At 44.6% G+C, this 16,461-nt stretch carries 9 protein-coding genes; 3 read left to right on the top strand and 6 right to left on the bottom strand.

The features are described from left to right. Positions 1-27 precede the first annotated feature (27 nt). From IGI88_RS09820 to IGI88_RS09810, 3 genes are all read left to right on the top strand, one after another. Positions 28-1,761 carry an ABC transporter ATP-binding protein gene (locus IGI88_RS09820; RefSeq protein WP_086299134.1) on the top strand — a complete coding sequence of 578 codons (1,734 nt, stop codon included), beginning with the start codon at positions 28-30 and terminating at the stop codon, positions 1,759-1,761. Then, complete coding sequence (locus IGI88_RS09815; RefSeq protein WP_005231996.1) at positions 1,754-3,538, top strand: ABC transporter ATP-binding protein; 1,785 nt, start codon at positions 1,754-1,756, stop codon at positions 3,536-3,538. The genes IGI88_RS09820 and IGI88_RS09815 overlap by 8 nt, the downstream gene beginning before the upstream one ends. 206 nt (positions 3,539-3,744) lie before the next feature. Further along, positions 3,745-5,292, top strand: coding sequence for a helix-turn-helix domain-containing protein (locus tag IGI88_RS09810; protein ID WP_429960392.1), 1,548 nt, complete (start codon positions 3,745-3,747; stop codon positions 5,290-5,292). On the opposite strand, the gene IGI88_RS09805 is transcribed toward IGI88_RS09810, so the two are convergent. The 6 genes from IGI88_RS09805 to IGI88_RS09780 form a co-directional block, all read right to left on the bottom strand. After that, positions 5,272-9,495, bottom strand: coding sequence for a WxL domain-containing protein (locus tag IGI88_RS09805; protein ID WP_429960391.1), 4,224 nt, complete (start codon positions 9,493-9,495; stop codon positions 5,272-5,274). The two genes, IGI88_RS09810 and IGI88_RS09805, sit on opposite strands and share 21 nt — an antisense overlap. 20 nt (positions 9,496-9,515) lie before the next feature. Next, on the bottom strand, positions 9,516-10,565 hold the full coding sequence (locus IGI88_RS09800) for a WxL protein host-binding domain-containing protein (RefSeq protein ID WP_086299131.1): 1,050 nt from the start codon (positions 10,563-10,565) through the stop codon (positions 9,516-9,518). 225 nt (positions 10,566-10,790) lie between these two features. Beyond that, entirely contained in the window at positions 10,791-11,570 is a 780-nt protein-coding gene (locus IGI88_RS09795; protein ID WP_008378042.1) for a WxL domain-containing protein, read from the bottom strand. A gap of 173 nt (positions 11,571-11,743) precedes the next feature. Further along, positions 11,744-12,094, bottom strand: coding sequence for a cell wall protein (locus tag IGI88_RS09790; protein WP_228100637.1), 351 nt, complete (start codon positions 12,092-12,094; stop codon positions 11,744-11,746). Between the two features lie 52 nt (positions 12,095-12,146). Further along, a complete protein-coding gene (locus IGI88_RS09785; protein ID WP_086299129.1) occupies positions 12,147-13,601 on the bottom strand; it encodes a helix-turn-helix domain containing protein in 1,455 nt (484 codons plus the stop codon). A gap of 397 nt (positions 13,602-13,998) precedes the next feature. Continuing rightward, positions 13,999-16,428 carry a VWA domain-containing protein gene (locus IGI88_RS09780; protein WP_086299127.1) on the bottom strand — a complete coding sequence of 810 codons (2,430 nt, stop codon included), beginning with the start codon at positions 16,426-16,428 and terminating at the stop codon, positions 13,999-14,001. Positions 16,429-16,461: the final 33 nt, after the last annotated feature.

The raw sequence follows: 16,461 nt of genomic DNA, 5'->3' as shown, positions 1-16,461 counted from the left end.
ATAGAACGACATTTTTGGAGGGAAATCATGAAACAATTACAGTTATTTTATAAAGAAGAACGACGCTTCTTTTTCAGTTTATTTCTTTTGATGCTAGTCCAATCCTTCGGCACACTCTTGTTGCCGTATTTTTTGGCAAAAATCATTGATGAAGGGATCTTAAAAGTCGACACGACGGCCATTTGGCACAATGGCTGGTGGATGTTTGCCATTGCCATCGGCACCGTGATCGTCTCGGTAGGCGGTAGTTATTTATCTGCCCACCTTTCAGGAAAATTCGGGCATTTTTTGCGGATGCGCTTTTTCAAAAAAACACAAGAACTCTCTGTATCCGCTGTTGATGGCTATGGTACACCCACTTTGCTGGCACGTACCACCAGCGACATCAACAACATCCAACAAATTTTGATGATGGCGCTGCAAATGATTTTGCCAGCCCCAATGATCGTCGCAGCTTCGATTTTTCTAACCGGCACCGTCTCTTTACGGATGATTTGGGTCCCAATCGTAGCGATCCTATGTTTTTCAATGATCGCTTATGGGGTGATTCGCAAAGCGATCCCATTATCACAAATCACGCAAAAACTAGTCGATAACATGATGCGGATCTTACGAGAAACCTTTACCGGCGCTCGGGTGATTCGGGCATTTGACAAAGCGGCTTACGAAAAAGAACGGACAGATCAAACCTTGACGGAATATGCGAAAACCATGATTAAAGTCAATCGCCTCTTTGCTGTCTTGAATCCGACCGTCAACTTAGTAATGGGACTCTCGATTTCGACCATCCTAGTCTACGGCGGCTATCAAAGTCTTCAGGGCCACCTAGCTATTGGTAGTATTACTGCCATTATCGAATACACGATTTTGAGCCTTTGGTTTTTGACCATGGCAGCGATGGTGATCGTGATGGTGCCTAAAGGCTTGACTTCCTTACAACGAATCGAAGAAGTCTTAGAAGAACCAATTGATTTGATTGACGGTGACCAAACCTTAAACAAATCCGCCTTGTCAGAAACGATCGCCGCTTTCAATCACGTGCAATTTACGTATGAAGGCGCCGAAGAACCTGTCTTAGAAGATATTAGCTTCGAGATCCACCGAGGCAAAACGACAGCGATCGTTGGCGGAACCGGCTCTGGCAAAAGCACCATCGCCAAAGCGCTGTTGCGTTTCAAAGATGTGACTGCTGGTTCGATCACGCTTTTTGGCCGCAACATCAAAGAGATCTCACAAGCCGAATTACGGGACCAAATTAGTTATGTCCCGCAAAAAGCGCTCTTGCTTAGCGGCACGATTCAAGAAACCTTGCGTTTCGGCAATCGTCCAGCAACCCATGAGGCGATGGCAAAAGCCGCTGAAGTTGCCCAAGCCAAGTCATTTATCGAAGGCTTACCTGAAGGTTATGAAAGTCCAGTTGCTCAAAAAGGCAGCAATTTCTCCGGCGGTCAAAAGCAACGGCTGAGTATTGCCCGAGCGCTAACAAAGCCCGCAGAAATCTACTTCTTTGATGACAGCTTTTCTGCTTTGGATTATCAAACAGACGCCAACTTGCGGCGTGCATTGAAAGAATACACGAAAGATGCAGCCGTCATTATCGTTGCTCAACGGGTATCGACCGTTAAAAATGCCGATCAAATCATTGTCTTGGATAACGGCAAGATGGTCGGTAAAGGAACCCACGAAGAATTATTACGCACTTGCCAAACTTATCAAGAGTTTGCCTCATCTCAAGGAATGGGAGGAATGAAGGATGAGTAAACAAACAATGGATACACCAAAAAACATGAAACATACAAGCCGGCGCCTACTTCGATTACTAATGGAACAAAAAGCCCGCTTTCTGCTGATCATCGTCTCTGCCTTGTTCTTTTCCTTACTGATGTCCATCGCCCCTTTGATCTTGGGACGTGGACTGGATAATCTGATCGCCTTGTTTCAACAAGAAGGCTGGCAGATCAATGATTTTTGGCAAAGTATTTTAGGTCCAGTCGTCCTTTTAGCAGGAACCTGGCTTTTGATTAGTCTCTTTTCCTTGCTGCAAGAGTATACGATGGCCAGTGTCAGTGAAACCCTGACCTTGACTTTACGCAAACAAATCAGTGACAAATTCAATCGCCTGCCTATCAGTTTTTACGACAAACATCATACTGGCGATATTTTAAGCCGAGTGATTCTCGATTTAGATAAAGTATCTGAAGTCTTGCAAGTCGGTTTGATGCAGTTGATCACCGCAACCATCAGCATTACCTTCGGCTTGATTGCCATGCTTTATCTCAGCCCATTACTGACGATCGGCGTGGTTCTGATTTTGCTTTTGAGTGCTTTTGTGACCACCGTTCTCGCACGAAAAAACTTGAGCTACTTTACCAAAAACCAAGAAACATTAGGTGCAGTCAGCAGTCGTGCGGAAGAGTTTTATACCGCAAATCCGCTGATCAAATCCTACAACCAGCAAATTGCCGTTGAAGCGGAAATGGCGGAATTGAGCGAAGCTCAATTTAAAGCTTTTCGGAAAGCACAGTTCGTCAGTGCAGCGATCAATCCTTTCGTGCGCTTTATCAATCAAATCGGCTTTATCTTAAGCGCCGTCGTTGGTGGTCTGATGGTGTTGCAAGGGCAATTATCCATTGGTCTTGTACAAGCCTATCTGCAATACATCAACCAAGTGTCTGAACCGATCACGCAAGCTTCTTATATTATGAATACCTTGCAAAGTGCCTTAGCATCTCTCGAACGAATTTTTGAGATCCTTGATTATCCTGAAGAAGAAACAGCGACCCAGCAACTGCCGGTACCGCAAACCATCAAAGGAAAAATCGATTTCCAACACGTCTCCTTCGGCTACAACAAGGAAAAACTCCTGATGGAAAACGTCGAATTTTCCGTCAAACCAAAACAAACGGTTGCGATCGTCGGACCAACAGGCGCTGGAAAAACCACCATGATCAATCTTTTGATGCGCTTTTATCCTTTGAACGGTGGAAAGATTTTGCTGGACGATCAAGACATGATGTCCTTTTCGGCACCGGCAGTACGGAAAAAATTCGGTATGGTGCTGCAGGATACATGGCTGTTCCAAGGAACCATTGCTGAAAATATCGCATATGGCAATCCCGATGCCACTCGGGAAGACATCTTGGCTGCAGCCAAAGCCGCCCAATGCGACCACTTCGTGCGGACCCTGCCCAACGGTTACGATACCGTCATTGGCTCCGAAAGCGAACTGTCTCAAGGACAACAACAATTATTGACGATCGCCCGGGCGATTTTAGCGGACCCAACGATCCTGATCCTTGATGAAGCCACCTCCAGTGTCGACACTCGGACGGAACAAATGATCCAAACGGCAATGGATCGTTTGACCCAAGGAAGGACCAGTTTTATCATCGCCCATCGTCTTTCTACCATCAAAAATGCCGACTTGATTCTAGTGATGAAAGACGGCTCCGTCGTCGAAAAAGGCTCCCATACTCAATTGCTGGCACAAGATTCCCTTTACGCCCAACTATATAACAGCCAGTTTGCAACAGCTTGATGAAAAAGCCGAAAGGTCCAACGATGTCTATGACGAATCGTTGGACTTTTCGGTTATTTGCTTTTCATCCCTAAGTAGCACAAGTGTTCCTGTACAAGAAACACTTGTTACCTACCAAAAACCTTTCCCTTGCCTTGCCAGTATCCATATTCCATAATCAGACGTGAGAGACGATCCACCAAACAGACCATATGGGAGTGTTATGAATGAAAAATTTTCAGATGACGTTTATTACTTCTACTACCACCATTCGTTGGTTGAAACTATTGAATCTCTTGGAACGGCATAAGACCCTTTCGAATCGTGAGTTATCAAAAGCTGTCCAGAGTTCGCGGCGCACGATCATTTATGATATGGAGGGGCTACGGAGCTACTTTGGAAGTACTTTAATGATCGAATCCACGTCGAATGGCTATTCTCTTCACGAATTACTACCGAAGGAATATCTTGAACGAAAACGAGCGCTCCTTCAGAATGAACCATTATTCGTTATTCTTGAGCATCTGTTTAAGGGAGAATATCGGACAGTTTCCGAATGGGCAGACTATTTTTATCTTTCTGAAAGTTCCCTTTTACGCTATTTAACGCTTTTTGAAAAAGCCCTGAGGCCCTTTCAGTTATCTGTTGATCACAAGAATTTCCGTCTGATCGGATCAGAAGCGGATATTCGCAAATTTTTTCATACCTTTTATTATGAGTCAGACGCTACGCCTCATACGGTACGCCCAACGATCGCTGTGCAAAACATCGTCTTAGATTTTTTTCGAAATATACGCGGCAAAACCAATAATACGGCTTCATTTTGGTATATCAGTTATTGGTTGTATATTGTCCTTGAGCGTACTCAAGCAGGAGAAACTGTCATTGTCTCCGATCAATTAAAAAAGATCGTCTTGGCAGATGAGCTCTTCCAAGAAATCCAGCCCCTCAATCAACGACTCCAAACGGCTTTTTCCTTGTCTTTACCGTCAGAGGAGCTGGTCTACCTTTTCGCTCTACTAGCAAGTAACCGTGGGATAAACAACTATCTCAGGGAAATATCATTTGTTAACCGCTTTGACCATTGGCCTGAGCTAAAAGAACTGACTGCCAATTTTTGCCAGTTTCAGCAAATATCCGATCATGATCAGTCCCGAGAGTTTATTTTTCTCCATTCTTTCTTTATAACAGAAAAAATAAAACAGCTGATTTCCCCTACCTATAATCTAAGTATGGAAGAAATTTCCAGTTATGCACAAACGCAATACCCTAAAGAGTATGAGGAAAATACAGAGTTTCTTTTTAGGCAGCCCCTCTTTGAAGCAATCGCTCTGTCAGCAATCAGTGCCCGCTTCACTTTATACTTTGAAGGATTAAAAGAAAAATACTGGGGCAACCCACGCCGAATCGCCTTTCTTTTAGAAGGGGATGCGCATATTTGTCTTCACATCAATGCTTTTGCCGTAAAATATTTTGGTCGATATCATATTTTGCAATTTCCTGATTCCAGTGAGTTTTCTTTAGATTATGTTGAACGAAACAAGATTGATCTAGTCGTGACGAATTACGCAGAGTATTTGGAAGAGTATATTTTAGATGTTGAATGCCTCCTGATAAAATCGATCCCAGATGCAGATGATTGGAACAATTTCTTGAAAATCATCAACCCAAAAATCATCCATAATTTTGCGTTGCGAAACATCGAAAAAAGCACCTTTTCCATTCGTTTCTTATTGCCGACTAGTATTCTTTCTTCACTCTGGCACACTACTTAACGACCATTCAATCGTTGCACGGTACCATCCCAACTTGGGATTTGCACCAGCAGGCACTTCCAAGGCGACACTGGTGGCTGCCGTCTCTTGATCACCAAAACGATAGACCCATGTTCCCGTACTCTGACTGTCGCCAGTTAGTAGAGGCTGCGCTTCACCTGGCGTCAAAGTTACACTATCATTCACCGTGGAAAGCTCTGGCATACTGGCATTGGAATTTGCTGAGGTCGTCATAAGCCGTTGATTGGCTAAGCTGATTTGAGCACCGATCAAGGGCTCATTGTCTTCATTTTGGAAGCCCTGCGAATCAAGAGTCGCCGATAAACGCCAACTCGTCTCTTCTGCATCGTTACGCTGATCCGTGATTTGCACATAATTCGGACGTTCCTTAGTTTCGGTTGCCCCTTCGGCAAGATTCATATGCTGAGGCAGTGCGTGATACGTTCCTTTGGCACTGCGGATCGGCACCTGACCAAATCGGAACTGGGAAACAAAATCAAGACTGAGCAACCCTTGGTTCTCAGGAATGACCGACGGATTTTCTGGATTCACTTCTACATCCGGTTCTAATGGATCAACCGGTGGCAGTGGTCCAGTCTGGGCGATTCGCAGGGTAGTTGCAGCGGGAAACACAGCGTCCCGAAAAACAACTTCTGAGGCTGGATTCTGATTGCCGTGTTCGTCATTCGTTGTCGGCGGATTGATCACTCCAGCTTCTTTTGCCGAACCAGCAGAATCTTTCAGAAAGACTTGGATCTCATCCCCCGCTTTTAACTGCCGATCACTTACATCAATCGTAAATGTTCCATCTTCATCGATAACCACCGCCTCTGTATCAAACCAGGCACCATTATGTGCAGCACTTAGCTCAACCTCTTTGTCTTCCGTGTGGCCATGGATCTCAGTTGTTTCTTCAAGAAGTACGTAGGAAGCAAAAGCTGCGGGCGTTGGCGGCAAAACAGGGAAAACCTGCACAGACTCGGTCCGTATTTGATGTTGGGCACCTTCTGTCAGTTCGCCGCTGGTTAATTCGACAGCGACGACTCGGACGATGGTTCCTGCTTCCAAAGGAGACTCAAGAGGAATCTCAAAAATCCCTCCTTGCGGCTCTTCTCCATAGATACTGATCCCCGGTGTTTCTTCTGTATGTCCGACGGTTTTCGCAGTGACTTCTTCCTTCTCACCATCTGCTGTTTCAATTTCAACGGTCACTTTCGCTTCATCATCCCAAGCAGGGCGAGTGCCATCAAAACCAACAGGCAAGCTGACTCGCCCATGAATTTTTTTGTCCGCATTCGTCGGCACCCGTAACTCATCGACGATCGCCCAACGCGCATTGTTTGAACTTACTCGAGAGTACGCTGTCAGTCCCTGGTTGCCAAAGGTCTCCGTATTCAATATCTCTGGTTTATTCGTCAAACCTAACGTGCCAAAATCAGCTCCTGAAAAAGCAAAATCGAGGGTTGGGAAATTTAGATCGGGATCTCCTAAGAGATTTGACCCGTTTTTCCAAACAGCTAAGTCACTATTCGTCGCTGTTAAAGTTGAAAGATTAGAAACACTAAAGATGTTTCCTCCATCAAGCCGCTCATTACGAAAATCAAAAAAGACTGGATCGTTCAAGAAGACAGATAGTTTACCTGAACGAAACACGCCACCATTCGGGGAACTTGTCCGCCCTTCCACTTGGAAATATCCTTGTTCAACGTAGATCGTTGAATTGAAGTAGGTATGCATGTCAATCCCCGGACCACTATCTGCTACACACATAAATTTACTATCGACACCTACGATTGAAAAATTATTCTCTGTCCCGTTATTATGGATGCCTCTCGCATAAAAAATTCCTTGATTTCCTCCAGCGACATTCCCATCATGCGCGTTGCCGTTTCCCGGATTATAAAGGTCAACGATGCCGCCTTCTGTGATCTCAAAAGAATTTCCTCCACTAGGAATTCGGATCAAGGGTGCGCTCCCCCCTATTTTACGAACTTTTACTATTCCACCATCCGTTACATGAAAGGTCACCAAACCAAAGTATAAAAATCGAATCACTGCATGGTCCCCGTCAGCCTCATGGCTGCTAGCTATTAATTGTCCATTGCTTTGAACTTTAAAAGTAAAGTTCAGACTAGTGATATTGATCGCACTAGCAGTGATGCTTTCGACCTCTAAGACTGCTGATTCACTCAAAGTAAGAGCCCCAGCTTCTGCCGCATTCGACGGTGTCGATAAAACAAAGGATGCTGCTCCTTCTGCCGCTGCAATCTCACTGAAAATCCGTACATGTGTCTCTTCGCCACTAATGGTGACGTCGGCATTTTTCCCATTGACCCGTAAAGCATTCGCATTTTCGGCGGTCAAGCGTACTTTTGAGCCGTTCTGGATCGTCAACTTAGGATTCTCACCAGTCAGAAATACGCCGCGCCTTCTTTGTGTCGTTTCAATCTGCAATAAGGCAGCATCCCCCACAACCATTGTTGGATCCGTCCCCTTCATAAATAGTGCAATATTTTGTTCCTCCGACATTGCTGTGGCTGCTCCCTGACTTTCTACAATGAGCGTACCACCATCAAAAAGATAAAAATTGCTGTTGTCTCCTACTAGTTCGATCGCATTGGCATCTGCCGCCGTCTCATTGTTCACCCGTACTTGTGTTTCATCTCCTGCGATCGTAGCAGAAGGAAAGAAACCATTTAAGAGGATGGCGCTCGCATTCATTGTGTTTATCGTTACGTTTGCACCAGATTGGATCGTCAATTCTGGCTGCTCTCCAGTCAGAACAAGCCCGCGTTTTCTTTCTGTAACCTCGATTGAAAAAACTGAATTCTCTGCTGCGATAAAGCGAGGATTTCTCCCAGACAGAATAACGGCATTATTATTACCATTGGTCGGAGCAGCAGTCGTTCCTGGACTGCGAATAGTTAAACGAGCACCATGATTGAGTTCCATTTGACCATTATCGCCACGTAAATCGATTGTATTCGCATCCCCTAGTCGCGTAGTAATGCTCACTTGCGCACCCTCATCGATCAACAACCTAGGATCTTGAATATCTGGTGCTGTATAAAAAATCCACATATTCGGCTTATTAATAATCACTTGCGCTTGATTTCCGACCTCCACTTCTTTCAGATTGAACAAGGTATCGGAAGCCATCGTCATTGCTTCGAAGTGATTGATCCCACCAGTAAAGTGAACCTTCGCTTCTCGTGCTAAAATAAAAGGTGACCGATTCTCCGAGGCTTCTTCTACTTCCTCTAGTTCAACGACCCAGTTTTTACTCAACGCATTGGTGGTCTGGATCAAAGCGGTATTGCCTATTTTTTGGTATGTGAGATTTTCGATACGAAAAATCGTTTCTTCGTTAACGGTTAATAATTGAAAATAAGCACTATTGTTATTGAGGGTCAATGCATGACCATTTCCTTGAATCATTATCGGACGATCGATGGTCATTATGCTGGAAGTAGATTGGACAAGGTCCGCTTGTATGGAAAGAATGGATACGGCTGGATCTTGTAAAGCACTAATAAACTCCGCCATGGTCGTTACGTAAGCTGTGCCACCATCAAAGGCGCTTGGTACGATCTCACTAGCCGCCTGTACCGCTGACTCCTCCTGCGGACGCTCAATGTCTGCTACTTTTTCAGCAGGATCACTATCCGTTTCTTGCGATTCTAAGGACTCATTTTCCAAGTCTTTCGGTGTTTCCTCAGTGTCTGTCTCTGCAGCAGCTATTTCAACGATCGCTTCGCTCCCTGCACTGGCTATAACAAAACTTCCAGGAAGTTCGGCAACGATCAAAACAGAAAATGTCTGCCGTGCTTGACTTGCTTTGATCTGCCAGCCTTGATCGCTTTGTTTTACTGCTGTTTGTCCGGGTGCCAATACATCAGTCATCAGCTTGACTTCTGCTGGTAATTCTAGGAAGATTTCTGCCACCGCTTGGTCGCTGACCAAATCGATCGTAAGCGGTTGACCTACCGTACCAGCAAATTTAGGCTCTTTGAACTGCACCGTCCCTTCAGACTCAGATGTTCCTGTGGCAAACTCCCCCAGAACTCCCTCATCCGCTAGCGGTTGTGCGAGGTATGGCGGTTCGGTTTCAGCAAAAACAACGATGAGGGGGACACTCATCAAGCGTAATCCCATAAAAACAAGCAGCAAGCGAATCCAATATTTCAAGTTTTGCTTTTTCATTCCATGCTCTCCTTTACTTCTTACGTATCCATGGTCGGCTTTTTGTTCTTCCATAACAGCCAAATGATTATTCCAAGAAGGAAGATCACTAGTCCTAATGCGCTGATCAACCACCAGTTTTGCCCCTCTTCAATGGTGACATCCTCACGATTCAACTGTTGTGCTGTGTCTGCTTCCACAGTAAACGGATATTCCCATGTCCACTCCTCACCTTCAGCTCGAGCTGTTAAGCTCATTACATATTCTCCGCTGTAAAAACGATCCCCCTGTAATGAAACGGGAAAATGAAAATGTGAATTTGGCGCCATTTGCATCCCTTCACGCTGCGCCTCATATAAGACTTCTTCCTGATCCGCTCGTCGAACAGTTGCCTCTACCTCTAGTCGATTGACAAAACGCGGCAACGGATTTTGTAGCGTTGCCCGAAACGCATTGCGATAATTGACTTGACCGGCAAACACATCCAATAACGCAAGCTCTGGTTCAATAATAGACGCTTCATTGCGGACAACAACGCCTAGGATATAAGCAAACCGATTTTGGATCGCAACACCTTCTTCCTCTGATCCAGTCGCTTCTGCGATGACCTCTCGAATACGTAAACCGCCGACTAGACTACCAGTAAAGGCTTCTTCAGGCATATGTATGGGTAACTCGATCGTCTTTTTTTCCTTAGCTGACAAAATAATCTCTCCAGGTGATTCGATTAGATCAGCTATCGAATAAGGCAAAGTCGGATCAGGTTCTGCGGCATCTTTGCCATATTCCACGACGCCATTTCCGTTAGTGAACGCCGTATGTGCGGAAACTTCGATCGTGATTTCCTTTTCCGCGCGATTTTGAATCGTCACCCCCAGAACATCATCGGTCCCTGGTGCTAGTTCTAGATCAAAATAGCCACTATTCCCATCTGGCAATTGGCTTTTCGGCAAATTGGGGACCACATGAAATGGCAATTCTGATTGTGTTTCTGCCCAACCTGTCATCGGCAATCCAACGAGTACCATCACCAGTAAAACAAACCCAGCTACTAGCCTATTCTTGATTGATCTCTTGCTTTGTGTCTTCATAATGAATCATTCCTTTCAAAATAGGCAGGAACAACTCGTCTCCTGCCTATTCCCTATATCCCTTACTCACTTCCTGATTCGTTTTTCCCTAATCGCAACACGCGTATCATTCGCTATCGCGCTTACTGGTAAAATGATTCGTTAAAATCATGTGCCTTTATTCATGCTTCTGAGCCAAGCTAAAAGACTGGCTTCTTTGCTGTGTTCTTCCAAAAAACTTATCCCTTAATTCCCAGGAGTGGCACTTAAATGCCAAGTCAGAGTAGCCGTATAAGCGGTTGCTTGCGGATTCGCTCCTGTCGGTATATGGAGCCAAATCGCTTCATTGAGAATATCCTCTTCCCCAGCTGCATGCTGTTGATTTAGCAGGGTTTGATTGCCCCATTGAACCGTTGAAAGTCCCGCCCCTTGGCCAGGAGCCGCAGACATCAAGGTGTTGCCTTCCGTTCCAACATCGATGGTTTGATGGTTAAATTGATCGCTAGGTGCTGTTGGGAAAGTAGCCGAATCTAATGCATTCGAACGAATCTGTGGATTTTGAAATTCGATATAAGCCCCACGTAATACATGATTCGAAGTGGCATCTGTACTTGTAAATTGATCCAAATCGACATTTAACGTCCAGCCGTTGTGTCCACCACGGGTATCCAATACTTGAGCAAAAGAGACATATGGCGCGGTTCCTGACCCATCAGACAGTCGTTCCAGCTCCGCAAGCATTGCGGATTTTCCAGGGCCTGTGCTGATCACTTGGGTTCCAAAATCGAAGCGCTTTGGCACATGCACCAAAGTGAACGGACCGGTTACCTCTGGATCGATCGGATCAATTTCTACCTCTGGCTCTTTTTCAGGTAACTCAACATCGATCTCTTCCTCCTCCCCAGGGATGAAATCTACTTCATTTTCGGTATTTCCTTCCAGGATGGGGGTTGCTGCTGCGGTCACTCCCCCAGATAACACAGCGATACTCATGACACCGATTGTTGCTAAATAAATACGTTTCATAAAAAATTACTCCTTTTACTATTATTATTCGCAGAAAGAATCTACGATGATTACTATTGATTGATGCGTAAACCTTTTTTCGCTAGAACTGGTTGCCAGTTGGCTTACTAATCCTCTCACTTCTTCAAAAACCACAACAGTCGTTTCCTAAAACAAGCGTGCGACCGTATTGCCTAAAGGCTATTTTTCTCACGATCTGATCGTCGTGTGCTTAATTTCAAGTAAGCGACCACACTCAAGAGGACGAGCAGCAGACCTATCCAGCGAATAAGCAGTCGTTGGTGACTGTTCGTTTGCGGAAAACGATCATTTTTTGCGTGACCAGATGAATCATCTTCAGGTACTGGCCATTTTCCTGTCGGCGGTTTTGGCTCTGGCTTTGCAGGTTCCTGACCACCAACAAAACGGATGACCCCTTCTGTTCTAGCGGTGGACACTTCTTTGGCTTCTACGAAATCAGCGACTAGCAGACAACTTAAAACCAACATCGCTACAATGAAATACCTCAATTTATGAAGCGGCATGTATTCCCCCTCATTTTCCTTTCGCCCCTTTTTCTCTTTCAAAAAACATACTTCAGACACAGACGAAGTCCTCCAATTCTTCATTTAAGATGGAGACAACCATTTTAATCGCTTCTTTATACCCAATGTATTTAGGCAAAAAAAATACCTGCGGTTGCTTTTCTATGGAGTAATCAAATGGAATGATATTGGTGATCAAAATATCACAGTCAAGCTGGGTGATCTGTTCCGATGTTAATTGTTCTTCATAGAGCACAGCCATTCGACCACTAAAATGATGTTCAAAAATACTATAGACCCATTCATCGATCACATAATTATTGGCAAGCAACACCACGATTTTTTGTGAAACCCGGATCAATTGATTGCCAAAAAGATAGAGAACGAAGGAACAACAAAAGTCCCTCAAAAATTGATTTTTGAAACATTGCGGAATCTCATTCACTTCCATAAACCTAATCAAAGGCTCATAAAGATCAAAAGGCAAAGAAAACACAAATTGATTCGTACTATCCGGATTTTTTAGGTAGATAGGTGCTAAGCCAACTTTTGCATATTGCCGGACTAAAAAATCTTCCACGACCTGTTGAATTCCACAAGGCTCGTCAAGGTAAGTATTGTGCTGTTCAAAAAAAGCAACAAAGAGTTCAACGAATCGCTTACTCGTTTTTGAAAAGGTATTGAGAGGAATCCTCGTTTTCCCTCGAAGCGCCCACTGCGCATAAAGCATTAAGTAAATAAAGCACGATTCCTGAACGAGCCGTTTTTTCGCAATGGGTTGGAGACTGCTGCTTTCTTGAAGTGTTTCACTGATCGTCAAAAAAAGCGGATCTTGCTGGATCAATGCTAGGATCTCAGGATCAAATATCAAGGTTCCAAAAGTGGCACGCTGAACAGACAAACGAATAATATTGATGACCTTTTTTCTTGAAACGATCCCCACGTTTTGCTCAATTCTTCTTAAAAGCGTTTCTTGAAGCTGATGTTCAATGACCGGCAACTCAAAATAGTGCGTTTCGCAATAAAAATCCCAGAAGAACTTTCGCTGATTGATCTCTTCTCCCATCAGCCCAATCGGTGCTTTGGTTACCACCAAACCGTATTCATCAAGAATCAGCTGTAATTTTTTTATGAGTCGATTTGCCGTTGATTCTGAAATATGCATGGCTCGAATCCAAGCTAAAAAAGGAAACGTTTGTCCCGCATAAAAAGCTTGTACTAATAAAATAAGTGGTTCTCGCTCATAGAAGGAGCGTCGTTTTTTATAGTATTCACCATGATCATTGATTACCAACTTCATCCCGTGATGGGTCCCTTCAAGAGAGATCGCATCACCAAAAAATGTGCGTAGTGCTTTTAAGTCCGTTAAGATCGTCCGCCGAGAAATACTCGCTTTTTCTGAGAGCTGTTTGACACTCAAAATCTGTTCGTTTTCCATGTACGCCAATAGTATAAGGCTTCTTCGATTCACTGAGTTCGTTACCAATTGGAATGTAAGACTGTTCACGGGCGTAATCTCCTTTAGCAAATTTCCTATAAATTTTCCATCAAATCGTAGGTCCCTCCTTTAGTGCTGCCTTCGAATCGTTGCAATGTTTCTTGTTTGATTCTAACAAAATTACCACCTATTTTTTATCCAGCATTTGCACACGAGGGTGCAAAAATATTGACTTTCCGCAAAGAATCATTTGTTCTGCGGGCTCTCAATGGTAAATATTAGATGTTATTTTAAATAATTCAGACACGTTTTTGTTTATTGTTTCTCTTTTATAAATTGCTAGCTGTACTCACCAATAAGCCGCAGCTTTTTTAGTAACAGCGCCGATTTCAACTGCCTAAAGCACAAAAAAACAGCTAGACACTTGTCTAGCTGACTTTATAGAATTATAAGTTAGAGCTAACTCCTATTTCCTTTTCAGTACGCTTGTAAACACACCGCCTACCATGATTGCGCCTAGAATCACCAGCCATGCAGCTCGTTGCTCATTCGTTTTAGGAAGAGCCTTTGCTTTTTCTTGACTGGAAGATTTCGTGGTTTCGCTACTAGCACTTGTTTCAGTAGACTGGCTCTCATGGGGATTTACTAGCGTGGCACCGTCATGGTTTGTGGTCGTTGTACTTGGTTCTGCTATACTTGGCTCGGTCGTACTTGGTTCTGGGGTACTTGGCTCCGTTGTACTTGGTTCCGTTGTGCTTGGTTCTGTTGTGCTCGGTTCTGTTGTGCTTGGTTCCGTGGTACTCGGCTCCGTTGTACTTGGTTCCGTTGTACTTGGTTCGGTAATGCTTGGTTCTGTGGTACTTGGCTCCGTTGTACTTGGTTCGGTTGTGCTCGGTTCTGTTGTGCTTGGGTCCGTGGTACTCGGCTCCGTCGTACTTGGTTCCGTTGTACTTGGTTCGGTTGTGCTTGGTTCGGTTGTGCTTGGTTCTGTGGTACTTGGCTCCGTTGTGCTTGGTTCCGTTGTACTTGGTTCTGTTGTGCTTGGCTCCGTTGTACTTGGTTCGGTTGTACTTGGTTCCGTGGTACTTGGCTCGGTTGTACTTGGCTCCGTCGTACTTGGTTCCGTTGTACTTGGTTCCGTTGTACTTGGTTCGGTTTCTTTTTTTGTATTGGTGATTACAAGGGTATCTCCCTCAGTCGTCACACTGCTTTCGAAGCCGTCGGGGATATTGACTTCTTCAACCTGATACACGAAGTCTTCCCCTTGATTGTTGTATTTTGGTAAGTCTGCCATTTGACCAGCAACGGGTATCTTTGTTAATGATGCTTGAAAATCATTGGCTTTTTCAAGGGTCAAACGGTCTGACTGCTGCCAACTGTCTGCTGCCGTAGTGGTGGTTCTTTTGACTTGATAATCGATTTGGTCTGGAATCTCAGCTGCTGAGACATTGACCCACTTTTTGAGAACAGCAAGGGAAACATTGGGTGCCTTGATGGAAGGTATCGGAAAATCCAACGCTTCATCATCGCTTGCTGGTGTTAAGGTCGTACGGCCATTGCACAACACCCACGCCTCTCCTTTAAAATCTGGGGCTTCCGTATTCAAGCGAACTTGGTAGGTCAAGGTCAATTTTTCATTTTCACCTAAGGCTATCCCACTGACGGTAATAGTCTGATCCTTTTCAGAAACGGTTACTCCAGTTGCAACTTCCGGCGCCTCGACCCACTCTCCTTGCGCATTTTTGCGCCATCCGACTAACTGATACTGATCAGCATCAAAATTACCTGCCCCTTGCAAAAGAATGCCCTCTCCCATCGGATCTGTAATCGTCCCGTCAGGGATGGTTTTATCGATATGATTGGCGATTTCTGTCAATGCTGAACCCAATCCGCTCAGGTTTTCATCCGTTGTTAAGTAATTGCTCGGTGCAGACGCCAGATTGCGCCCAATGTATTCCCCTCGTGCGGAAGGCGCCGTTGCTACCGAATAATAGGTAAAACCAGATTTTTTAAGCGCGACGATCGTGCCAAGGGTCTCGTCTGTCACCACAGTGTTGCTAACAGGAATGGCTTGCGAATCTGATGGATTTTTACTTGTCGTATGGTAAGCAGTGGCTGACGTTTGAAATTCTTCAATATAGCTTTCCGTGTGATAACCGTTATAGTCACTGATTGCGCCGGTATTTTGATAAACCGCTGCCTCATCTACTGGCAAATAACTACGATTGGCACTGTCGTCACCGATATGAATAAACAGCTTTTCCGCTTCTGGACGACTTTCTTCCAGTAACAGTTGTTGTCCAGCCAATAAGCCTTTTTGCATAAAAGTTCCAGAATGGGATTCGGCCGTCTCACGCAGAAATTGTTCCAAGTACGCGATATCGGTAGAAAAACCGTTGGTAGTGTAAACTTCTCGATTGTAGGCAACGATCCCGATCCGAATGGAGCCATTCGCTAGCGAATCAGCTAATTCATTTCCAAACTGTTGCAGCCCCAACAAGGCGTTGGTTAATTTTTCTCCAGTCATGGAGGAAGAATAATCGATCACCATGACCAGATCAACAGGGGTACTGGTCTGATTGCCTTTGACAGCTAACGTTACATCAAATAGTCCTTGGCCCGCAGCTTCTTTGACACTCTTTTTCAGATAAGCTTCATCTGCATAATTGACATAGTTCTCTTCATCAAAAGCAACCCCCGGCGCCTGTCCATACTTGTAGTTGTACGTATCTCCTTGCGCCGTTCCATTTGTCAAATACTGTCCGGTCGCATCAGTTTGATAGTCAAAATCATACGTGGTGGTTTCACTGTTTACAGTCAGACTGCCCATGAGAACCCCCATCAACAACAGGAAAAAAATCCCTGTATACTTTTGCCAACCTCTTTTGTGTTTCATCACTTTCGCTCCTTTATTTCCGCACTGCTTTCC

Source organism: Enterococcus sp. AZ179 (genome assembly GCF_050498885.1).
GTDB lineage: Bacteria > Bacillota > Bacilli > Lactobacillales > Enterococcaceae > Enterococcus_D > Enterococcus_D entomosocium.
Note: the sequence above shows the minus strand (reverse complement) of the source record. Positions and strands in the feature narration are given on the sequence as shown.